The sequence below is a fragment of the Hafnia sp. HMSC23F03 genome (assembly GCF_001816025.1).
GTDB lineage: Bacteria > Pseudomonadota > Gammaproteobacteria > Enterobacterales > Enterobacteriaceae > Hafnia > Hafnia paralvei.
On the sequence record NZ_KV824214.1, the window covers coordinates 16,219 to 37,684 of the forward strand.

General features: G+C 48.9%; 19 protein-coding genes and 1 other RNA gene. 5 read left to right on the top strand and 15 right to left on the bottom strand.

The window, feature by feature from the left end; all coding sequences use genetic code 11:
* Positions 1-217: 217 nt before the first annotated feature.
* From ubiI to HMPREF3091_RS05715, 4 genes are all read right to left on the bottom strand, one after another.
* Positions 218-1,423, bottom strand: coding sequence for an FAD-dependent 2-octaprenylphenol hydroxylase (ubiI, locus tag HMPREF3091_RS05700; RefSeq protein WP_070714721.1), 1,206 nt, complete (start codon positions 1,421-1,423; stop codon positions 218-220).
* An 85-nt stretch (positions 1,424-1,508) separates the two neighbouring features.
* The gene (ubiH, locus tag HMPREF3091_RS05705) at positions 1,509-2,687 is read right to left on the bottom strand and encodes a 2-octaprenyl-6-methoxyphenyl hydroxylase (protein ID WP_070714724.1); all 1,179 of its coding nucleotides are present in this window, start codon (positions 2,685-2,687) and stop codon (positions 1,509-1,511) included.
* A gap of 15 nt (positions 2,688-2,702) precedes the next feature.
* On the bottom strand, positions 2,703-4,025 hold the full coding sequence (gene pepP, locus HMPREF3091_RS05710; RefSeq protein ID WP_070714726.1) for a Xaa-Pro aminopeptidase: 1,323 nt from the start codon (positions 4,023-4,025) through the stop codon (positions 2,703-2,705).
* 319 nt (positions 4,026-4,344) lie between these two features.
* Positions 4,345-4,923 (bottom strand): YecA/YgfB family protein, encoded by a 579-nt coding sequence (locus HMPREF3091_RS05715; RefSeq protein WP_070714728.1) that lies wholly within the window; start codon positions 4,921-4,923, stop codon positions 4,345-4,347.
* 189 nt (positions 4,924-5,112) lie between these two features.
* Here HMPREF3091_RS05715 and zapA point away from each other — a divergent pair, with 189 nt between their 5' ends.
* The 3 genes from zapA (at position 5,113) to HMPREF3091_RS05730 (ending at position 6,391) form a co-directional block, all read left to right on the top strand.
* Positions 5,113-5,442 carry a cell division protein ZapA gene (gene zapA / locus HMPREF3091_RS05720; RefSeq protein ID WP_004846886.1) on the top strand — a complete coding sequence of 110 codons (330 nt, stop codon included), beginning with the start codon at positions 5,113-5,115 and terminating at the stop codon, positions 5,440-5,442.
* Between the two features lie 103 nt (positions 5,443-5,545).
* Positions 5,546-5,728: non-coding RNA, 6S RNA (gene ssrS, locus HMPREF3091_RS05725), on the top strand.
* A 30-nt stretch (positions 5,729-5,758) separates the two neighbouring features.
* Positions 5,759-6,391: a 5-formyltetrahydrofolate cyclo-ligase gene (locus HMPREF3091_RS05730; protein ID WP_070714729.1), complete on the top strand. Its 633-nt coding sequence runs from the start codon at positions 5,759-5,761 to the stop codon at positions 6,389-6,391.
* Between the two features lie 67 nt (positions 6,392-6,458).
* On the opposite strand, the gene HMPREF3091_RS05735 is transcribed toward HMPREF3091_RS05730, so the two are convergent.
* The 3 genes from HMPREF3091_RS05735 to rpiA all read right to left on the bottom strand — a co-directional run bounded on the left by HMPREF3091_RS05735 (position 6,459) and on the right by rpiA (position 9,202).
* A complete protein-coding gene (locus HMPREF3091_RS05735) occupies positions 6,459-6,686 on the bottom strand; it encodes a hypothetical protein (RefSeq protein ID WP_004846881.1) in 228 nt (75 codons plus the stop codon).
* 186 nt (positions 6,687-6,872) lie between these two features.
* A complete protein-coding gene (serA, locus tag HMPREF3091_RS05740; RefSeq protein ID WP_004846878.1) occupies positions 6,873-8,111 on the bottom strand; it encodes a phosphoglycerate dehydrogenase in 1,239 nt (412 codons plus the stop codon).
* 431 nt (positions 8,112-8,542) lie between these two features.
* Positions 8,543-9,202 (bottom strand): ribose-5-phosphate isomerase RpiA, encoded by a 660-nt coding sequence (rpiA, locus tag HMPREF3091_RS05745; RefSeq protein ID WP_004846874.1) that lies wholly within the window; start codon positions 9,200-9,202, stop codon positions 8,543-8,545.
* A 208-nt stretch (positions 9,203-9,410) separates the two neighbouring features.
* On the opposite strand from rpiA, the gene HMPREF3091_RS05750 reads away from it, so the two are divergent.
* On the top strand, positions 9,411-10,304 hold the full coding sequence (locus HMPREF3091_RS05750; RefSeq protein ID WP_004846873.1) for a LysR family transcriptional regulator ArgP: 894 nt from the start codon (positions 9,411-9,413) through the stop codon (positions 10,302-10,304).
* A 204-nt stretch (positions 10,305-10,508) separates the two neighbouring features.
* Here the strand turns inward: HMPREF3091_RS05750 and HMPREF3091_RS05755 are convergent, their stop codons facing one another.
* The 8 genes from HMPREF3091_RS05755 to tkt form a co-directional block, all read right to left on the bottom strand.
* Positions 10,509-11,234, bottom strand: coding sequence for an oxidative stress defense protein (locus HMPREF3091_RS05755; protein WP_070714730.1), 726 nt, complete (start codon positions 11,232-11,234; stop codon positions 10,509-10,511).
* Positions 11,235-11,370: 136 nt separating this feature from the next.
* On the bottom strand, positions 11,371-12,090 hold the full coding sequence (locus HMPREF3091_RS05760) for an oxidative stress defense protein (protein ID WP_004846868.1): 720 nt from the start codon (positions 12,088-12,090) through the stop codon (positions 11,371-11,373).
* Between the two features lie 169 nt (positions 12,091-12,259).
* A complete protein-coding gene (argO, locus tag HMPREF3091_RS05765; RefSeq protein WP_004846867.1) occupies positions 12,260-12,877 on the bottom strand; it encodes an arginine exporter ArgO in 618 nt (205 codons plus the stop codon).
* A 572-nt stretch (positions 12,878-13,449) separates the two neighbouring features.
* Complete coding sequence (gene mscS, locus HMPREF3091_RS05770; protein ID WP_004846866.1) at positions 13,450-14,316, bottom strand: small-conductance mechanosensitive channel MscS; 867 nt, start codon at positions 14,314-14,316, stop codon at positions 13,450-13,452.
* A gap of 262 nt (positions 14,317-14,578) precedes the next feature.
* Positions 14,579-15,658, bottom strand: coding sequence for a class II fructose-bisphosphate aldolase (fbaA, locus tag HMPREF3091_RS05775; RefSeq protein WP_004846864.1), 1,080 nt, complete (start codon positions 15,656-15,658; stop codon positions 14,579-14,581).
* Positions 15,659-15,799: 141 nt separating this feature from the next.
* Entirely contained in the window at positions 15,800-16,963 is a 1,164-nt protein-coding gene (pgk, locus tag HMPREF3091_RS05780) for a phosphoglycerate kinase (RefSeq protein WP_070714732.1), read from the bottom strand.
* Positions 16,964-17,003: 40 nt separating this feature from the next.
* A complete protein-coding gene (epd, locus tag HMPREF3091_RS05785; protein WP_070714734.1) occupies positions 17,004-18,047 on the bottom strand; it encodes an erythrose-4-phosphate dehydrogenase in 1,044 nt (347 codons plus the stop codon).
* A gap of 323 nt (positions 18,048-18,370) precedes the next feature.
* The gene (gene tkt / locus HMPREF3091_RS05790) at positions 18,371-20,365 is read right to left on the bottom strand and encodes a transketolase (protein WP_070714736.1); all 1,995 of its coding nucleotides are present in this window, start codon (positions 20,363-20,365) and stop codon (positions 18,371-18,373) included.
* Positions 20,366-20,616: 251 nt separating this feature from the next.
* On the opposite strand from tkt, the gene HMPREF3091_RS05795 reads away from it, so the two are divergent.
* On the top strand, positions 20,617-21,372 hold the full coding sequence (locus HMPREF3091_RS05795; protein WP_035502642.1) for a metalloprotease LoiP: 756 nt from the start codon (positions 20,617-20,619) through the stop codon (positions 21,370-21,372).
* Positions 21,373-21,466 lie beyond the last annotated feature (94 nt).

The window sequence follows — 21,466 nt, forward strand, 5'->3', positions numbered from 1 at the left end:
GCACATTATTAACATTTTCACTGCAACTGCATTGCAGTTATATAACGTATGTCGCAATTTTATCGTGGAAAATAGCGGATGTTAAAATCGCATGCATTAGAAAAACTAATTCAAAACACAGGGCAGCATTAGAATATTTCAAACAAGGTCGCAAGAGGGAAAAGAAAGGGAAGAATGGAGGCGGCCAACAATACGTTTTGTCAGCCGCAAAAGAGGATTATTTTTGCAACCAATCCGGTAAATCAGCTAACCCCATAGCATGTTGCACCAGCCGAGGTTTTAGGCCGGGGAGATTATCCGCTAGCATCATTCCAACATCACGCAGTAGCTTTTTAGCAGGGTTATCACCGTCAAAGAGCTGACGGAAACCTTGCATCGCCGTCAGCATCACTGCGGCGCTATGCTTACGAGAACGTTCATAGCGGCGCAGATACATATATCGGCCAATATCCTTACCCTGACGTTGCAAGCGCTTAATTTCAGAAGCCAACTCAGCGGCATCCATAAAGCCTAAATTCACGCCCTGCCCCGCTAATGGGTGAATGGTATGCGCTGCATCTCCTACCAAGGCTAAACGATGTGCGGCAAAACTACGTGCGTAGCGCCCCACCAGCGGATGTGACTGACGTGGGCTTACCACCTCACACAGCCCTAAACGTGTATCAAAAGCCACCGCCAGTTCGCGGTTAAAATCGCTGTCCGATAAAGCTTCCAGACGCCGAGCCTCTTCCGGCCCAACAGACCATACGATTGAGCACAGGTATTCGTCTTCCAGCGGCAAGAAAGCCAGTATGCCATTTGGCCGGAAAACCTGACGAGCACAGCCATCGTGCGGCTGTTCGGTTTTGATCGTAGCAACTAGGGCATGGTGCCCATAATCCCAGAACGTTAGAGGGATATCCGCATGCTGACGCAGCCACGACTGTGCTCCATCGGCCCCAATGACTAAACGCGCCGTGAGCATTTGCCCATTATTCAGGGTGATGAACGCTTCATTCTCTCCCCATGCCACCTGTTGGAAAGTGGCTGGCGCTATCATGGTTACCTCGGATTGCCGAGCAACCTTATTCCACAATGCCTGCTGAATGACATCGTTTTCAATGATATGTCCCAGATGAGTATGGCCATATTCCTGTGCGCGGAACGCAATGCGTCCAAAGCTATCACTATCCCATACTTCCATGCCTTGATAGGCACTGGCGCGTAGGGCGAGAATATCTTGCCAAACGCCCAGATGTTGCAGTAGGCGCTCGCTGGCGGCATTAATCGCGGAAACACGCAGGGCGGGTTCTGGCGTTAGCTCTGCGAGCTCAGGGATCCTATGTTCAACCACAGCAATACGTAAACCGCTTCCCTGAAGCGCCGCTGCTGTTGCCAATCCCACCATGCCACCACCGGCAATGACCACATCAAAAGATTGCATTGTGATTATCTGTTCCTGTTAATGAATCATATCCCTAAAGCATTCAAGCTGCTGAAAAGCACCCCGAAGTACGGCGAGGATAAATTTAACGCTCCACCCAGCCGAGCGTACGCCGCGCCAATGTTTCACGCAGCGATGGAACGAGCTCCATCGCCATCAGCCCCAGATTGCGCCCAACAACCAATGGCGCAAGGCGATTAGCAAACAGATGTATAAGCCCGTCGGTCACACCAATCGTAGCCTGTTGATCCGGTTCACGACGCTGTTGATACTGGCTTAGCACCTGATAACTGCCGATATCATGCCCTTGCTGCTCGGCCTGAACAACCGTCTCTGCCAGTGAAATCACATCGCGCAGCCCCAGATTGAACCCTTGGCCTGCAATTGGATGCAGCGTCTGTGCCGCGTTACCCACCAAGGCAAGACGATGGCTAATATGTTGCTGAGCCAACGTTAAGCGCAATGGATAGCTATGGCGCTTACCCGCTTTGACCATCGCGCCCAATCGCCAGCCGAACGCCATCTGCAGCTGCCGCAAAAATTCGCTATCGCTCCAGCTATCCACGTTGTCCTGTTCGTCTGCGGAATGGCACCACACCAGCGAGCAACGCCCCTCACTCATCGGTAACATGGCTAGCGGGCCATTACGGGTAAAACGCTCAAAGGCTTTACCTTGATGCGGCAATGCGGTGGTCACATTAGCAATAACAGCGATTTGACCATAGTCTTCACTACGCCAATCGACGTTGCAATGCTGAGCCAACGCCGAAGATGAACCATCTGCCGCCACCAGCAGTTCGCCAGTGAGATGAGAGCCATTATCCAGCGTAATACGGGCACTATTTTTTTGCCGCTCGACCCCCACCACTTTTGCCGGACAGTGCAGTGTAACGCCCGGCGCTTTCTCTAGCAGTTGGAATAGCCGTGAACCCGCCTGATGCAGTTCAACCACCTGTCCCAAATAAGGGATCTGATAATCCAGAGCATCGAGGCCAACAAAGCCGGCATGTCCCTGATCGCTAACATGCACACGCTCAATCGGTGTAGCACACGCCTTAAGCGCCTGCCATACGCCAATTCGTTCCAATTGCTGGCATGTACCATACGCGAGAGCAATAGCGCGAGCGTCGAATCCTGGATGTTGTCTGCTGTCTGGGGAAACCGCCTCAACAACCTCAACTTGAATACGTCCAGCGCTCAGAGCAGAAACCGCCAACGCCAGCGTGGCTCCCGCCATGCCCCCGCCCACAATGATCATTTTCATGCCGTTTATCTTTCCTTAACGGGCTGATTTGGCCTGCGCCATCAGCGCTTCGATATCATCAGCCTGCTTAACAACATCTTTAGTTAACACCTCAAATCCATCTTCAGTAATCAAGATGTCATCTTCAATGCGGATGCCAATACCGCGATATTCCACTGGAACATCGGCATCTGGTGCGATATATAAGCCCGGCTCGCAGGTTAATACCATGCCCGGTTCTAACACGCGCTCACGTGCAGAAGAGCCATAATCGCCAACGTCATGCACATCCAGCCCCAACCAATGGCTCAAACCGTGCATAAAGAACTGGCGATGTGCCTGATCGGCAATCAGCTGATCCACATCCCCTTTCATTACGCCTAATTTTACTAACCCTTCGACCATCACTCGAACCGTCGCCTCGTTCGCTTCGCGAATACTGCGGCCAGGAGCAAAGATTTCAAATGCCTTGTCCATCGAAGCCAATACCAGATCGTAAATTTCGCGCTGTGGCTTGGTGAATTTGCCATTTACAGGGAAAGTACGGGTGATATCACCGGCATAGCCTTTATATTCACAGCCCGCATCAATCAGTACCAAATCGCCGTCTTTTAACTCACACTCATTTTCGGTGTAGTGCAAAATGCAGCCGTTTTCACCACCGCCAACGATAGTGTTGTAAGAAGGGAAACGCGCGCCGTGCTGAGTAAACTCATGCAGAATTTCGCCTTCCAACTGGTATTCGAACATACCTGGACGACATTTTTCCATCGCACGGATATGGCCTAATGCCGTTATCTCACCCGCTCGGCGCATCGCCGCAATTTCTTCCTGCGATTTAAACAAACGCATTTCATGTACCCAAGGACGCCAATCAATAAGCGTTGCCGGCGCGCGGAAGTTTTGACGTACACCACGGCGCAGTTTTTCGAGGGCGGCAAAGGTAATTTGGTCGGCAAAATCGTACTGACCCTGAGCGTGATAAACCACGTCTAGCCCGTTCAGCAGCAGGTGAAGCTGCTCTTCAATATCGCCGTAAGGTAAGGCGCGGTCTATGCCTAACTTGGCCGGAGCGGCCTCTTGCCCTAAACGACGACCAAACCAAATCTCGGCGGTTAAATCACGCACGCGGTTAAACAGCACGCTGTGATTATGGGTTTCGTCGCTTTTAATCAAGATCAGCAGCGCTTCAGGTTCGTTAAAACCCGTCAGATACCAGAAATCACTATTCTGGCGGTAAGGATATTCACTGTCCGCGCTGCGGGTACATTCTGGAGCAGCAAAAAAGAGAGCGGCACTACCGGGTGCCATCTGTGCCAAAACAGCCTGTCGGCGACGTTGGAATTCTTGCGGGGTCATGACCTTCTCCTGAAATCGGCAGTTGCGAAAACGTAGCGTAGTGCTCATAGCATACGGCTTAATCAGCATGAGCTATCAATACAGATAGAGCCCCCAAGCTTCAAGCATGCAGGGGATATAGCCTAAATATTGGTGTTGCATCAAGGCAGCAAGCACATAAATTCCGATGAACCTACATCAGTAAGCGATTCGGGCGCATGAGCGCAGCTAACGCCGAGGCAGCTTTAAATATGATGGGTATAGACTATCACGCGGTTTGCGAAATGGGATAAGCAAGATCAATCAGGCGGCGGGAGTGCCACCTGATTCATAACAGAAATTAGTGCAACGTTGGCTTTTGCACTTCAGCCGCGTTTGGCTTTTCTTGAGAAAATTCGCTGTGGCACAGCATGGCTGCCATACGCACATATTCCGCGACTTCTTCCAAAGATTGTTCTAACTCTTCCTGATCTTCGTCTTCTTCATAGCCCAATTGAGCAATGCTACGCAGATCGTCGATCACTTCACCCACTTCCCCTTTAATTTTGCCAAGGTTCTTTTGCATCATACCTAAACCTAGCAGGAAGTGATTTACCCAGCCAGACAGCGCATCGGCGCGATCAAACACGGTCACATCATCGCCATCAGGCAATAACAATTGGAAACCAAATCCATCGTCTTCCAGCGTGTCGCGGGTATGCTGATAAACAGCCTGAAGAGGCTGTGCAAGCGATTGAGAAAAAGCCTCGCCCTCATTGGTCAGGTCATGAACCATAGTGCGCCAGTTGTCGTTCTGATTGCCGCCACACAGTATTCCGCTGATCAAACCATGCATTTCAGCGGGAGTTAATCCAACGCCTTGCTGTTGCAAAGCCTGAGTAAAAACAGAATATTCCGGTACAGTAATCTCAATTGACATACGTTTTGGTCATCGTTGGCAGATAAAGTTCGTGTTATGCTACCATCAAGAACAGTCGCTATACCAGAAAGGGCACGCTGTAAGGCTTGAAATGGCTTGTAACTGCGTAGCGAGGTATATATAGTTGGCGCCCGATTTAGTGACCCTCGCGGTTTTGAAACTGGCGCAAAATCTAGGCAGGAAGGTGGTATGTCTGCACAACCGGTAGATATTCAAATTTTTGGTCGTTCGTTAAGAGTTAATTGCCCGCCAGAACAACAAGAAGCGTTGAATCAGGCTGCAGAGGATCTTAATCAGCGGTTGCAAGATCTCAAAGTTCGCACTAGAGTCACAAATACAGAGCAACTGGTTTTCATCGCGGCATTAAACGTATGTCACGAACTGGCGCAAGAACGCTTGAAAACTCGCGATTATGCCTCCAATATGGAGCAAAGAATTCGCATGTTGCAGCAGACAATTGAACAAGCTCTGCTGGAACAAGGTCGCATCACTGATCGTCAGGGTGCGCAGTTCGAATAAGTGTGACCTATAGTTGTAACATGTTGGTTAGCAAGCGATTTTTAAATAAAATCGTATCAATTTAAGAAAAATGTGATAAGCTAATTAGCGTAAAGGATACAAAATTTCTCTGAGGTGTTCGTGTGCGGGCCAGTCCCCTGAGCCGATATTTAATACCTCAAGAATGCGGCGGATCCGTAATCGGTGAGCACGCTCGGTCTCCGAGAAGCCTTAAGATTGCGTCGTTGCGTTCACCTTGAACCATGGGTTCAAGGGTTACAGCCTGTTACGGCACCTCGGAGATTCCTTACCCTAAACATCCTTAAACGGGTGTCTCATGCCCAATAACTCTGCTCTTCCCTACTCTACTCCAATATCTGCTCTATCCCGTTCGGATATCCGCTCTTCTGTCCGCCAGCGCCGGAAAAAACTTAGCTCTGAATTTCAACGACATGCAGCCCTGAATATAGCGGCTCGAGTGATGTCATTACCTCAAATTCAACGCGCTCAAACGCTTTCTCTTTTTCTCTCTTTTGACGGAGAATTAAATACGCGTCCACTCATTGAGCAGCTCTGGCAGGCAGGAAAATCGGTTTATCTGCCGGTTCTTCATCCCTTTAGTCGCGGCAATCTGCTGTTTTTACGCTATGCCCCTGACACCGAAATGACGCGAAACTATTTTGGCATTGATGAGCCTCGGCTCGACGTGCGGCAAGTTCTACCACTACATCGACTGCATATTGTATTTACACCGTTAGTTGCATTTGATGAATTAGGGCAAAGACTGGGGATGGGCGGCGGCTTTTACGACCGTACTCTTCAGGAATGGCAAAGCGCGCACGCCAAGCACTGCGGCCCTTATCCCATCGGCTTAGCTCACGATTGCCAAAAGGTCGATACTCTGCCGTCTCAAGAATGGGATGTGCCGCTGCCAGAAATAATCACGCCAACGGCTCACTATCATTGGTGATGTTGCGTAAGGATTATCGACAAAATAACGGTAGGACAGACTCAAGAGATGGTCTGTCCCACGGGAGTTAAGACTTTGCTTTTGGTACCGCTGTTAGCGTACAAACAGCTTGAATTTTGTCGCCACGACGATCGGTGATCGTCACTTCATCTCCCGCTTTTTTACCTGCACAAGGCTGCACCATTTTTTCATTAAATGCATCTCTAGCTTGCTGACGTGTTGGGGTCGCAAGCGTTGAGAATGATGCCAATGCAGATGCCACAATAACCATGCTGAAAACTGTTTTCTTTAACATAACTCAACTCCTATTTTTGTATTACGATATGAACCGATGAAATAGTAGCAAGCTATCGTCAACCTACCTGTAACATTGCATGTTTAATAATTTCATATGTAAACTATTGATTTTGTCGCCCATAGCCGCAAGCATAAAAAACGGCAGCCTTATGGCTGCCGTTTTCACAATGATACTGATGGGAAATTAATACAGAAGACGAGCGCGGATAGTCCCTGCGATCTCTTTCATCCGTTGCAACGCTGCTTCTGCGCGCTCGGTTTCCGTTTCGATATCAATAACCACATAGCCAATCTGCGCATTAGTTTGCAGATACTGAGCGGCGATATTCACACCCTCTTCGGCAAAAATCTGGTTAATCTGAGTCAAAACCCCTGGGCGGTTTTCATGAATATGTAGAAGTCGACTGACATTCTCTTCATGCATCGGCAGTGAAACTTCAGGGAAGTTGACGGCTGACAGTGAAGAGCCATTATCTGAATATTTTGTCAGCTTACCCGCAACTTCTGCGCCAATATTCTCCTGCGCTTCCTGCGTTGAGCCGCCGATATGAGGCGTTAGCAGCACGTTATCAAACTCACACAGCGGTGAGTTAAACGGATCGCTGTTCGTTGCTGGCTCCGTTGGGAACACGTCGATAGCCGCACCAGACAAATGTTTAGATGACAGCGCATTGCATAGCGCAGGAATATCGACGACCGTCCCACGTGAGGCGTTAATGAGGATCGAACCAGGCTTCATCAACGCCAGTTCATCCGCACCAATCATATCTTTCGTAGAGCGGGTTTCCGGCACATGCAGAGACACCACGTCACTCATGTTGAGCAAATCAGAGAGATGGCGAACCTGCTGCGCATTACCCAGAGGTAGCTTGTTTTCAATGTCATAGAAAAAGACATTCATCCCGATACCTTCAGCCAAAATTCCCAACTGAGTACCGATGTGACCATAGCCAATAATGCCGAGCTTTTTACCGCGTGCTTCAAAACAGCCAACGGCTTGCTTGTTCCACTCACCGCGATGCGCACAGGCATTCGCCGTCGGTATGCCGCGCAACAGTAACAATAACTCGCCCAGCACCATTTCAGCCACGGAGCGCGTGTTTGAGAACGGCGCGTTAAATACCGGAATACCGCGTTTGGCAGCGGCAACCAGGTCAACCTGATTGGTTCCGATACAGAAACAACCGACCGCAATCAGCTTCTCGGCTGCTGCAAAAATATCTTCAGTCAGATGGGTTCGGGAGCGAATACCTACAAAGTGGGCATCGCGGATGGACGATTTCAGCGATTCCGAGTCCAGCGCACCTTTATGATATTCAATGTTGGTGTAACCCGCTGCACGTAAATTATCAACCGTGCTTTGATGAACTCCTTCAACTAAAAGGAATTTAATCCTGTCTTTCTCCAAAGATACTTTTGCCATGACCCGACCCTAACCCCTGTTAATTCGAACCTTAGTGTGACCGCTGCGAACGATAAAACTCATGCGGCATGCAGCCAACATAACAAATATTACGCATCCAGCAAGCCAACCGATTGCCTACAATGAGGTGAGCAAAGGGAATAAAACGTTAAAAGTTGGCGAAAAATGCTACCGGCTTTCATCACCGCAGAGTGAAAGTATCGTCAAGCGCAAATATGTGACATATGTCACCGAATTTAGGGTGTGTGATAAATAAATGAAATTCAGTGTTTAAAACAACGTTAACAAAGGGAAGGACGCTAAAGGGAAATCATGGCAGATGAACAAAAAAACAGCTCCGAGTTTTCGGAGCTGAGTCGACGATAACAATTGTTACGGCGAATTTATGCAGTGATGGCTTGATAAGGCGATGGCTTTATAAAACGACGATTTTATAAAACGATAGTTTTTACGCCGTCTGCCGAGCCGACCAACGCAACGTCAGCCCCGCGGTTAGCAAACAGGCCAACGGTCACTACACCTGCGATCGCGTTGATTTGCTTTTCTAACGCAATTGCATCCATGATTTTCAGGTTATGCACATCTAAAATCACGTTGCCGTTATCGGTCAAAACACCTTGTCGGTACTCTGGCTGGCCACCGAGCTTCACCAACTCACGCGCAACATAGGAGCGCGCCATTGGAATAACCTCCACCGGCAGGGGGAATTTACCCAGAATATCAACCTGTTTGGACGCATCGACGATGCAAATGAACTTCTTCGCGACGGCAGCCACCACTTTTTCACGTGTTAACGCCGCGCCGCCGCCTTTGATCATCTGCATGTGGCCGTTGATTTCATCGGCGCCATCAACATAAATATCGAGTGAGTCCACATCGTTAAGATCGAAGACAGTAATACCCAAACTCTTCAATTTTTCCGTAGAAGCGTCAGAGCTGGATACAGCACCCTCGATCTGCCCTTTCATGGTTCCTAGTGCATCAATAAAATGAGCTGCCGTTGACCCCGTCCCCACTCCAACGATGGTACCTGGCTTCACATATTTCAGCGCTTCCCAACCCACTGCTTTTTTCAGTTCATCTTGAGTCATTACCGAATCCTATCGACTAATCTACGAAAACGTGTGCGTATTATAGAGCAACTGCCTATAAAATGGCGTGTCACACGGCGAGTTTTTAGTCCTTAGTAACAACCTTTTCCCTGTGGTTGATATATTTTCTCCTCGTCAATGAGAAGAAATGTGGCATATTGCAGTTATTAAGATATAAAAATCATAAGCGCAGGGGACGAAGAACAACATGAAACGCCCGGACTACCGGACTTTGCAAGCACTGGATGCGGTAATACGCGAACGTGGCTTTGAGCGTGCGGCACAAAAACTCTGTATAACTCAGTCTGCGGTTTCTCAGCGAATCAAGCAGTTGGAAAATCTGTTCGGCCAGCCTCTGTTGGTGCGTACCGTTCCGCCACGCCCTACTGAGCAAGGACAGCGCCTGCTTGCGTTGCTGCATCAGGTCGAATTGCTGGAGGAAGAGTGGCTCGGGAACGATAGCAGCACGGATGGCCCGCTGTTGCTCTCTTTAGCCGTCAACGCCGACAGTTTGGCAACATGGCTACTGCCTGCGCTTAAACCTGTGCTGGCCGACTCGCCGCTACGTTTGAATCTTCAGGTTGAGGATGAAACTCGAACCCAAGAGCGTCTGCGCCGCGGTGAGGTTGTTGGTGCCGTGAGTATCCAGCCACAGCCACTACCCAGCTGCCTCGTTGACCGCTTGGGGGCACTAGACTATCTGTTTGTCGCATCGCCAACGTTTGCTGCTCGTTACTTTCCAAACGGCGTTAACCGCTCTTCGCTGCTGAAAGCCCCTGCCGTGGCATTCGACCATCTGGACGATATGCATCAGGCCTTCTTACAGCAAAACTTTGACCTTCCCCCTGGCAGCGTGCCATGCCATATCGTTAACTCGTCCGAAGCCTTTGTGCAGTTAGCTTTGCAGGGAACCACCTGTTGTATGATCCCTCATCTGCAAATTGAAAAAGAGCTTAAAGACGGTTCATTGATCAATCTAACTCCGGGCATGGTGCAGCGCCGTATGCTGTATTGGCACCGATTTGCGCCAGAGAGCCGCATGATGCGCCGAGTCACCGATGCATTGCTGACCTATGGGCATCATGTGTTACGTCAGGACTAAGTGCGGTGTATCAAGCCTAAAAAGCACACCCGTAAGGTGTAATGCTTGTCAGTTAAGCCTGATTTTAGGGGAAGTACACCGATGGGGTCGTAGCGGCGAAGCCGCCGGAGCGCCCCGCGGTGTGCTAGCCCCGTGTATCTCGATCTCTTAAATGAACAGCATTACATCCGTAAGGTGTGCTTTTTTTATGGCGAATCCCTGCAATTACTTACCCAGATTAAAAACGACGCTAACGTTGTCGCTGAAGTAAACCTTTGGCTGTTCATAGGTATGTTGGATTTCAGCTTTTGGTCGCATGGCAGCTTTGGCTGCATAGTAGTATCGAATTTCCCTTTGTTCCGACTCGATTGATTGAGACTGGTAGTTAATGCTATACACCGCCCCCAACTGAACACCAAAACCTTTTGCCACTGAGGTTGCTTGTTCAATCGCGTTTTTAATCGCCGCTTGACGCGCCTGCTCGCGGTATAACTCAGGCTTAAGCACGCCAAATGTCACCGACTCAATCTCATTTAGATGAGCCTCTAGCGCACCGTCTAGCAGTTCATTCAACTTGCTCAAATCACGCAAAGTTACAGTGACACTGCGCACAGCGCTGTATCCCGCGAACTTACGAGTAGAATTAGAGTATTCGTAATCTTGCTCGGTACTCACGTTTGCTGCGTCGATATCGCTTTTCTCGATACCGTTTTTACTTAAAAACTCGACATATTTAGCCACTCGTTGATCGGCCAGTTTTTTGGCATTTGCCGCCGTTGGCGAAACAATGCTGACATTAAAGACCAGTGTGGCCAACTCAGCTTTAACATCAAATTGAGACGTTCCTACCGTTGTAATATGCGGGCCTTCTGGTACATCAGCTGCCTGCGATAATACGGGTAACGTGCCAAATCCAATCAATGCCGCCATGGCAAATACGTGTAGTTTCATCATTTATTTCCCTATCAATGAGTTTAGTGATCGGGTAATAGACTCTTTTTAACCGCGTAAGTGCCGTGTGAAAGGTAAAAATTGACCATAAAAAAAGCACACCGTTTGGTGTGCTTTTGCAATTCATCAGCGTTAACTATTTGTTCAGGCTAAAGACCACATCAACCTGATCGTCAAACTGGATAGTTTGCTGTTCGTAAGTTTGTGCAGCAGAAGTCTTCGGCATAGAGTCTGCGGCCATATACATGCGGCTTACCGGCGCTGGCTGGTAGTTCGAGACATGATAACGAATGCTATATACCGGACCAAGCGTCACGCCAAAGCCTTTTGCCAGAGACTGAGCCTGATTTACGGCATTTTTGATCGCTTCCTGACGCGCCTGCTCACGGTAATTATCTGGCTTAGCAACACCTAGCTCTACCGAACGAATTTCATTCAAGTTGGCTTTTAACGCGCCATCTAACAAACCATTCAGCTTATCTAACTGACGCAGAGTCACCTGAACGCTACGGTCAGCACGATAGCCTTTTAGCACGCTTTTGCCATCTTTCAGATAATCGTATTCAGGCTGAGTACTGAGATTCGCGGCGCTGATATCTTTTTTCTCAATGCCATTGGTCTTCAGAAAATCGAAGTACTTGGCAACCCGCTCATCTACCTGAGTTTTAGCACTTGCCGCATCTTTAGCAGACGCTGTTACTTGGAAAGTCAGCGTTGCGATGTCGGGAGTAGCGCTTACGCTTGATGTACCGGAAGTCGCCAAATGTGGTCCTTCTGGTATATCTGCGGCCTGAGACAGTGTCGGTAACGCACTTAATCCCATCATTGCAACCATTGCTAAAGCTTTTAGCTTCATGGCGTCTCCTTGTAGACATACTCGATTTTTGGGGCTTCAGCATGAACCTATTTCATGCTGAAAGATGAACAATATCCTGAACTAAAACAGCACGTAACGCTTTAGGAACAATCCAGAATTTTGTCCATCGGGTGCAAACCCTAATTTACGCATCGAGTTACAGATTAAATTACAACTGTAGTCCACTTCGAGCCAATTGCAGGGCGATAACCCACATGACGCAGGCAACCAACAGGTTAATCACTCGCTGAGCTTTTGGTGTACTCAACCACGGAGCCAACCATGCGGCTAATAGCGCGAGTGAAAAGAACCATAACGCCGATGCACTCACTGCGCCGAACGCAAACCAGCTACGCGCGTCTACGGCGAGCTGTCCCCCCAAACTGCCCAGAACGACGAAGGTATCAAGATAGACGTGTGGATTTAGCCAAGTCACCGCCAACATAGTTACGACAATACGCCAGCGACTTTGCTGCATAACCTCAGTGCCGGTCTGAATACCCTGTTTCGCCAACGCCGCACGGAAAGCCCCCCATCCGTACCAGAGCAGGAAAGCAACACCGCCCCATGTAACCAGCATTAACAACAGCGGCGACTGGCTTAATAACGCACTTCCCCCAAAAATACCGCCACAAATTAAAACGATATCGCTAAGCGCACACAGGCAAGCGATCATCAGGTGGTATTGACGACGAATCCCTTGGCTCAACACAAACGTATTTTGCGGACCAAGAGGCAAAATCATCGCTGCGCTCAGAGCAAAGCCCTGTAAAAAAACAGAAAACATGGAAGTCCCTCAGAAATATAACGGCGTCCCAAAGAGATAATGGGCCGGAATGGCAGCGATATTACGCCGAGAATTTATGAAGAGGAAATGGATGATTCTTATCGGGGATTAGAGAGGCTAATGATAGAGAGACATGCGGCTAGAGCATTGAATATCACGCCAGCCTTTCGTCCGCCCACTAGCATCCCTAATGGCGGCTCTAAAATGCATTCCATTCAACATGAAAAGACACAGCAATATTGTTTTGTTTGTGTCTTTTTAATTGTTTAAGTCTTGGTAGTGAGAGCCGCCGATACAAGGATATATCGGCGGAGTTTGGGGCGCCCTGGATGGGCGATACCAAACCGGAGCGGAGATGGCGTCTCGGATAAAAGCGCGCGAGTGCAGAGACCACGCGCTGGTGGTCTCTGCCCGTACTCCTTCATGGATGTATCAATGAAGCTCGGTATGGACAGGCGGGCGGAATATTACACACAGTGTATCAATGACACTCGGTATCGACAGGCGGCGGAACCTTGCACAGCCTTAACATAAACAACAGACGCTCGAAACGCCTAAACAATAGGAGAATTCTATTCCCCTTCAGCTTTACGCACCGCAGTTTGATACAGATGTACATCCATCTGTGGGAATGGAATACCAATTTTATTGGCATCCAAACCGCGTTTGAAGTTTTCCATCAGGTCAAAATAGACAGGCCAATAATTAGCATTGGTTGTCCATGCGCGAACCACAAAATTCAGAGATGAAGCCGCCATTTCATTCAGGCGAATAGTGACACCTTGATCGTGCATAATACGGCTATCAGCAGCAACAATATCGCCCAGAACTTTTTTAACCAGATCGATGTCAGCATCGTAGGCAACGCCAACGGTAATATCTACACGGCGATTAGGCTCTCGCGAGTAGTTGATAATATTACCCGCAATGATTTTACCATTTGGCACCACAATAGTTTTATTGTCAGCAGTCAGCATCGTTGTAGAGAAAATCTGTACGTCTTTAACCGTACCCGATACGCCACCCAAATCAACAAACTCACCGGTACGGAATGGACGAAACAGAACCAACAAAACACCCGCGGCAAAGTTAGATAGCGAGCCCTGCAACGCCAAACCAACAGCCAAACCTGCGGCACCGATAACGGCAATCACAGACGCAGTCTGCACACCTAAACGTCCTAGCGCAGCAATAATGGTAAACGCCATAATACCGTAGCGCACCAGTGCAGAAAGGAAGTGAGCAACGGTGAGATCTACGCCGCGAGCCTTCATTAAACGGGTAATTGTGCCGGAAACGATTTTGGCAATAATCGAACCCACAATGAAGATAACGATCGCAGCAATAATATTTACCGCATAGTGAATCAATAAGTCCTGATTTTTCACTAACCAGTTTCCGGCATTATTAATGCCATCAACAACGTTCAGGTCTTTCATAAACCATCCTTCCTTTTAAGAAATCAAAAGTAATGCAATATGCTCAATTTATGCCGTTTTATACGACATGTTGAAGTAAGGTTAACGGACAATGGACGATACGCCAACAAATCAACGCTTAAAATACAAAAATTGGCTTAATCAAATAGGATAATTCAGAGACGCTAGTCATCTTATAAAGCAAAAAAAACACCCCAACGAAATCGTCAGGGTGTTTTTATTTGACCGCAGCACTAATCAAATGAGTGCTGCACCGCAAGAATTACAGAACGTCTTTGCAGTTCAGTTCGTCGAATGCCAGTTCCAGACGAGCAATCATGCTAGTCTGAGCTGCACGCAACCAAACGCGTGGGTCGTAGTATTTCTTGTTAGGCTTGTCTGCGCCTTCTGGGTTGCCCAGTTGGCCCTGCAGATAACCTTCGTTTTTCTTGTAGTAGTTCAGAATACCTTCCCAAGTTGCCCACTGGGTATCGGTATCGATATTCATTTTAACTACGCCGTAGCTTACAGCTTCTTTGATTTCTGCAGCAGTAGAACCAGAACCGCCGTGGAATACGAAGTTCAGGCTGTTGTGTGGCAGGTTATGTTTCTTAGAAACATATTCCTGAGAGTTGTGCAGAATTTTTGGAGTCAGCTGTACGTTACCTGGCTTGTAAACGCCGTGTACGTTACCGAAAGAAGCAGCGATAGTGAAACGTGGGCTGATTGCGTTCAGTTTGGTGTACGCATAGTCAACGTCTTCTGGCTGAGTGTACAGCGCAGAGCTATCCATATGGCTGTTATCTACGCCATCTTCTTCACCACCGGTGCAGCCCAGTTCGATTTCCAGCGTCATGCCGATTTTAGACATGCGGGTCAGGTACTTGGAGCAAATTTCGATGTTTTCTTCTAAGGACTCTTCAGACAGGTCGATCATGTGAGAAGAGAACAGTGGTTTGCCGGTTGCTGCGAAATGTTTTTCGCCAGCGTCCAACAGTCCGTCTAACCATGGCAGCAGTTTCTTGGCGCAGTGGTCAGTGTGCAGGATAACTGGAACACCGTAGTGCTCAGCCATCTGGTGAACGTGGTGTGCACCAGAAATTGCGCCCAGAATAGCAGCGCCCTGAGGAACGTCGGTTTTCACGCCTTTACCAGCGATAAATGCAGCACCGCCGTTTGAGAACTGAACGATAACCGGAGCACGTACTTTCGCAGCAGCTTCCATTACCGCATTGATAGAGTCGGTACCAACACAGTTGACCGCAGGCAATGCGAAATTGTTTTCTTTAGCGATCTGGAAAACTTTCTGAACATCATCACCAGTGATGACACCCGGTTTAACAAAATCAAAAATTTTAGACATGTTACGTCGTCCTGTTTCGTGGGCCGTAAGTAAAAAATAAATCGTCTTCAGCTGCTTAATGTGGGCAAAGTACAGAGAAAAAGGCTACCACACATTCAAACAGATAGAACAACGGGAGGCTCGGCCTCCCGTTACGGTTCATTACTGCTTAGCACGTTCTTCCAGCATCACTACAGCTGGCAGTTTCTTGCCTTCAACGAATTCAAGGAATGCGCCGCCGCCAGTAGAGATATAGGAAATTTTGTCAGCAATGCCGAACAGATCGATAGCTGCCAGAGTGTCGCCGCCGCCAGCAATAGAGAATGCTTCACTATCAGCTATAGCCTGAGCAACGATCTCGGTGCCTTTACGGAAGTTAGGGAACTCGAACACGCCGACTGGACCATTCCACAGAATGGTTTTTGCATTCTTCAGAATTTCAGCCAGTTCGTGTGCAGAAGCATCACCCAGATCCAGAATCTGTTCGTCATCTTTAATGTCGTTTACGGATTTCAGCGTTGCGACCGCAGTTTCAGAGAACTCAGTTGCAACACGGACATCCGTTGGTACTGGGATATCACAGGTAGTCAGCAGTTTTTTCGCTTCGTCTACCAGATCCGCTTCGTACAGAGATTTACCTACGTTGTGGCCTTGGGCAGCAACGAAGGTGTTAGCGATACCGCCACCAACAATCAGTTTGTCAGCGATTTTAGACAGGGAGTCCAGAACGGTCAGCTTGGTAGAAACTTTTGAACCACCAACGATAGCAACCATTGGACGCGCTGGATTACCCAGAGCTTTACCCAAAGCTTCCAGTTCTGCAGACAACAGTGGGCCCGCACATGCGATAGGCGCAAATTTGCCTACTCCGTGGGTAGAAGCCTGTGCGCGGTGTGCAGTACCGAATGCGTCCATGACGTAAACGTCACACAGCGCAGCGTATTTCTTAGACAGGGTTTCGTCGTCTTTCTTTTCGCCTTTGTTGAAGCGAACGTTTTCCAGAACAACCAGCTCACCTTCTGCAACATCAACACCGTCCAGATAGTCTTTAGCCAGACGAACAGGTGACTTCAGGTGCTCCTTCAGATAGTTAACTACAGGCAGCAGAGAGTACTCTTCGTTGTATTCGCCTTCGGTAGGACGACCCAGATGGGAAGTAACCATAACACGAGCGCCCTGTTTCAGAGCAGCTTCGATAGTTGGCAGAGACGCACGGATACGCGCATCAGAAGTCACTTTGCCTTCTTTAACTGGAACGTTCAGATCTGAACGGATCAGGACACGTTTACCAGCCAAATCCAAATCGGTCATCTTAATTACAGACATGGTGAACCCTCTCGTTGATTCTCTTAAAGTTGCTTGACCGTCACAGCAACACAGGCCGCTGTGCCGTACTGGAAACCGCTTGGAACATTGCCAGCGTTGTATCTAACATACGATTGGCAAAACCCCATTCGTTGTCACACCAGACCAACGTTTTTATCAGGTGTTGACCGCTAACTCGCGTCTGCGTGCCATCAACAATAGCACTGTGCGGGTCGTGGTTAAAATCGGTCGAAACCAGTGGTAATTCTGTATAGTCAACTATACCACGAAATGAGGTGCTTGCTGCCTTTTGCAGTAGGTGGTTGACATCACTCACCTTTACTGCCACCTGCACGCTAACGCTCAAATCAATTGCCGTCACATTGATGGTCGGCACTCGCACTGAAATCGCTTCAAAACGATCGCAGAACTTGGGAAATATGCGGGTGATACCTGCGGCAAGTTTGGTGTCGACAGGTATAATCGACTGGCTTGCTGCACGCGTCCGACGCAGGTCGGAATGGTACGCGTCTATCACCGGCTGATCGTTCATTGATGAATGAATCGTTGTCACCGTGCCCGATTCAATGCCAAACGCATCGTCGAGCAGTTTTATAACAGGGATAATGCAGTTCGTCGTGCAGGATGCGTTAGACACAATGTGGTGTTCTGGTTGTAACTCCTGCTGATTCACACCGTAAACAACGGTGGCATCAAGGTCGTGACTGCCAGGGTGGGAGAACAACACTTTTTGGGCTCCCGCCGCAATATGCGCCTCACCGTCAGCTCGGCTGCCATACACGCCGCTACAATCAAGCACGATATCCACCCCCAATTCACGCCACGGTAAATTGGCAATCTGCTTTTCATGCAGCAGGCGGATAATATCCCCACCTACCCACATCGTATCTCGTTCTTGACGGACATCCCAAGCAAAGCGCCCATGACTGGTATCGTATTTCAATAAATGAGCCATGCCTTCAGCATCAGCCAATTCATTGATCGCCACCACGGACATCTCTACCCGTCGGCCGGATTCATATAGCGCACGTAACACGCTGCGCCCGATGCGGCCAAAACCGTTTATTGCGATGCGAATGGTCATATCACTCCCTGCGCCGAACGCAGTTTAAAACAAAAGTTTTAAGACAAGAGCATAGAGTACTGCAGCATCGAAAACGATGGAAATCCCACGGTCACATAATCCCAACAATGACGTTTCATCAATCAACTGAAACGCTTCAGCCAAGAATAAACCAAAGCCTTAGCAAAAGAAATAACCGCAATAAAAAGGGCGTTAAGCCTCGCTTTCTTTCGCCAAAAATGTGCTGTAGTTCACAAATTAGCGCGTTTCATCACCCGCTATCAGGCATAAAAAAACGGGACTGCCCTGCGGCAATCCCGTTTCTATCTACAATGCTTACCGAATTACTTCAGCAGCGCTTTCGCTTTAGCAACAACGCTGTCTACGGTGAAACCAAACTCTTTGAATAACAGTTCAGCCGGTGCTGATTCACCGAAGGTTGTCATACCCACCACCGCGCCGTTCAAGCCAACGTATTTGTACCAGAAGTCAGCGATACCGGCTTCAACAGCCACGCGCGCAGTAACTGCCGCTGGCAGTACAGATTCGCGGTATGCCGCATCTTGCTTATCGAAGACTTCCGTTGCAGGCATAGAAACTACGCGCACTTTGCGGCCTTCAGCGGTTAGCTGCTCTGCTGCGTTCATTGCTAGTTCAACTTCAGAACCGGTAGCGATGAAGATCAGCTCTGGCTGACCCGCGCAATCTTTCAGGATGTAACCACCGCGAGAAATATTAGCAACCTGCTCTGGAGTACGATCCATCTGAGCCAAATTCTGGCGAGAGAAGATCAGCGCAGATGGGCCATCGTTGCGCTGAATAGCGAACTGCCACGCAACCGCAGACTCAACCTGATCGCATGGGCGCCAAGTGTTCATATTTGGCGTTACGCGCAGGCTAGCCATCTGCTCAACAGGCTGGTGAGTTGGGCCATCTTCGCCCAGACCGATAGAGTCATGGGTATAAACGAAGATATTGCGAATTTTCATCAGCGCGGCCATACGTACGGCGTTACGCGCATATTCCATGAACATCAGGAAAGTTGCACCGTATGGCAGGAAACCGCCATGCAGAGCAATACCGTTCATGATGGCAGACATACCGAATTCACGTACACCATAATGGATGTAGTTACCGGCCAGATCTTCGTTCAACGGCTTAGAACCAGACCACATGGTCAGGTTGCTAGGAGCCAAGTCAGCAGAACCGCCCAGAAATTCTGGCAGCACTTTACCGAAGGCTTCCAGTGCATTCTGAGACGCTTTACGGCTAGCAATTTTGGCTGGGTTTGCTTGCAGGTGGTCGATGAATTTCTTGGATTCTTCAGCCCAGTTAGCAGGCAGTTCACCGCTTACGCGACGTTTGAACTCAGCAGCCAGTTCAGGGAATGCAGCCTTATAAGCAGCGAATTTCTGATCCCAAGCGCTTTCTTTCGCTTTACCTGCTTCTTTAGCATCCCACTGAGAATAGATTTCCTGTGGGATTTCAAATGGAGCATAGTTCCAGCACAGAGCTTTACGGGTGGCTTCGATTTCAGCCGCGCCCAATGGAGCACCGTGAGCTTCATGAGAGCCCGCTTTGTTCGGAGAACCGAAACCGATAGTCGTTTTGCACATCAGCAGTGATGGCTTATCGGTGACTTTACGTGCGTCTTCGATTGCCGCTTTGATAGCGTCGCTGTTGTGACCGTCTACGCCACGGATAACGTGCCAGCCGTAAGCTTCGAAGCGCTCAGCGGTGTTATCAGTGAACCAGCCTTCAACATGACCATCGATGGAAATACCGTTGTCATCGTAGAACGCAGTCAGTTTGCCCAGCTTCAAAGTACCCGCCAGAGAGCAAACTTCGTGAGAAATGCCTTCCATCATGCAACCGTCACCCAAGAATGCATAGGTGTGGTGGTTAACGATTTCATGACCAGGACGGTTAAACTGCGCAGCTAAAGTACGCTCAGCAATCGCCATACCTACCGCGTTTGCGATGCCCTGACCCAATGGGCCAGTGGTCGTTTCAACACCTGGGGTGTAACCGTATTCTGGGTGGCCTGGGGTTTTAGAATGTAACTGACGGAAGTTTTCCAGCTCAGTGATTGGCAGGTCATAACCTGTGAGGTGCAGCAGGCTATAAATCAACATGGAGCCATGGCCGTTTGATAGCACGAAGCGGTCACGATCGGCCCAATTTGGATTGGTCGGGTTGTGATTCATGTAATCGCGCCACAGGACTTCCGCGATATCAGCCATCCCCATAGGGGCACCTGGGTGACCAGAATTGGCTTTCTGCACAGCGTCCATACTGAGTGCACGGATCGCATTGGCAAGCTCTTTACGAGAGGACATGTTCTACTCCAAGTCGGATTTAAAGAAACAGGGTTCGAGGTATTTTCTCAGACTACGTATGAAAACAGCAATCCCTAAGGCCAAATGAATGCATCAAGTCTCATTTAGTCCCTGTAAATAGCAGATTAATCCGCTTTCATATGGAGTCTGCATCGACAAAATACATACTCAATGACAGCCCATTTTGCGCTGGATACACTACCACAGATCGACCTTCAATCTCTGGAAAGACTGCACCAAAGGAAAATAACATGAACAAAATAACACTTCCGCTTATTGCTCTAACAGCCTCCACCTTCCTCAGCGGCTGTCAAAACATGAACACTGAGGGACTGATGCAATCGGGTGCACAAGCATTTCAAGCCGCAACGCTTTCAGATGCGCAGGTAAAAGCCCTGAGTGAACAATCATGTGCCGAAATGGACAGCAAGAATCAAATTGCACCTGCAGACAGTACTTACGCCAAACGGTTAGCCACTATATCTAAAGCATTGGGCAGCGATATCAATGGTACCCCAGTTAACTATAAAGTCTACGTTACTAAAGATGTCAACGCATGGGCAATGGCTAACGGTTGTGTGCGCGTATACAGCGGTCTGATGGACATGATGAACGATAATGAAGTCGAAGGTGTTCTTGGTCACGAAATGGGGCACGTCGCCTTGGGGCACTCACGTAAAGCTATGCAGGTAGCCTATGCTACGACAGCAGCACGCACAGCCATCGCGGCCAGCAGCGGTATCGGCGCACAGCTTTCTCAATCACAGCTGGCCGATCTGGGTGAAAAACTGGTGAATTCCCAGTTCTCCCAAAAACAGGAAAGTGAAGCCGACGACTACTCGTTCGACCTGCTGAAGAAACGCGGCATTAATCCGATTGGATTGGCGACCAGTTTCGACAAACTCGCCTCTCAGGAAGCCGGACGTCAAAGCAGTATGTTTGACGATCATCCATCCTCTCAGGCCCGCGCTCAACATATCCGCGATCGTATCGCAGCAGAGCAATAACACTCTCAGGCTCCGATACAATTCGGAGCCTTTTCGCCCTGCTTCATCCTCTTTTTTTTCCTGCTAAATTGCCTCTGACTTAATATTCAATTAA

What these genes read in the sequence shown, in the direction of transcription:
- ubiI (WP_070714721.1), bottom strand. Translation starts at nt 1,423, where the DNA reads ATGCAATCTTTTGATGTGGTCATTGCCGGTGGTGGCATGGTGGGATTG.
- ubiH (WP_070714724.1), bottom strand. Translation starts at nt 2,687, where the DNA reads ATGAAAATGATCATTGTGGGCGGGGGCATGGCGGGAGCCACGCTGGCG.
- pepP (WP_070714726.1), bottom strand. Translation starts at nt 4,025, where the DNA reads ATGACCCCGCAAGAATTCCAACGTCGCCGACAGGCTGTTTTGGCACAG.
- HMPREF3091_RS05715 (WP_070714728.1), bottom strand. Translation starts at nt 4,923, where the DNA reads ATGTCAATTGAGATTACTGTACCGGAATATTCTGTTTTTACTCAGGCT.
- zapA (WP_004846886.1), top strand. Translation starts at nt 5,113, where the DNA reads ATGTCTGCACAACCGGTAGATATTCAAATTTTTGGTCGTTCGTTAAGA.
- HMPREF3091_RS05730 (WP_070714729.1), top strand. Translation starts at nt 5,759, where the DNA reads ATGCCCAATAACTCTGCTCTTCCCTACTCTACTCCAATATCTGCTCTA.
- HMPREF3091_RS05735 (WP_004846881.1), bottom strand. Translation starts at nt 6,686, where the DNA reads ATGTTAAAGAAAACAGTTTTCAGCATGGTTATTGTGGCATCTGCATTG.
- serA (WP_004846878.1), bottom strand. Translation starts at nt 8,111, where the DNA reads ATGGCAAAAGTATCTTTGGAGAAAGACAGGATTAAATTCCTTTTAGTT.
- rpiA (WP_004846874.1), bottom strand. Translation starts at nt 9,202, where the DNA reads ATGACTCAAGATGAACTGAAAAAAGCAGTGGGTTGGGAAGCGCTGAAA.
- HMPREF3091_RS05750 (WP_004846873.1), top strand. Translation starts at nt 9,411, where the DNA reads ATGAAACGCCCGGACTACCGGACTTTGCAAGCACTGGATGCGGTAATA.
- HMPREF3091_RS05755 (WP_070714730.1), bottom strand. Translation starts at nt 11,234, where the DNA reads ATGAAACTACACGTATTTGCCATGGCGGCATTGATTGGATTTGGCACG.
- HMPREF3091_RS05760 (WP_004846868.1), bottom strand. Translation starts at nt 12,090, where the DNA reads ATGAAGCTAAAAGCTTTAGCAATGGTTGCAATGATGGGATTAAGTGCG.
- argO (WP_004846867.1), bottom strand. Translation starts at nt 12,877, where the DNA reads ATGTTTTCTGTTTTTTTACAGGGCTTTGCTCTGAGCGCAGCGATGATT.
- mscS (WP_004846866.1), bottom strand. Translation starts at nt 14,316, where the DNA reads ATGAAAGACCTGAACGTTGTTGATGGCATTAATAATGCCGGAAACTGG.
- fbaA (WP_004846864.1), bottom strand. Translation starts at nt 15,658, where the DNA reads ATGTCTAAAATTTTTGATTTTGTTAAACCGGGTGTCATCACTGGTGAT.
- pgk (WP_070714732.1), bottom strand. Translation starts at nt 16,963, where the DNA reads ATGTCTGTAATTAAGATGACCGATTTGGATTTGGCTGGTAAACGTGTC.
- epd (WP_070714734.1), bottom strand. Translation starts at nt 18,047, where the DNA reads ATGACCATTCGCATCGCAATAAACGGTTTTGGCCGCATCGGGCGCAGC.
- tkt (WP_070714736.1), bottom strand. Translation starts at nt 20,365, where the DNA reads ATGTCCTCTCGTAAAGAGCTTGCCAATGCGATCCGTGCACTCAGTATG.
- HMPREF3091_RS05795 (WP_035502642.1), top strand. Translation starts at nt 20,617, where the DNA reads ATGAACAAAATAACACTTCCGCTTATTGCTCTAACAGCCTCCACCTTC.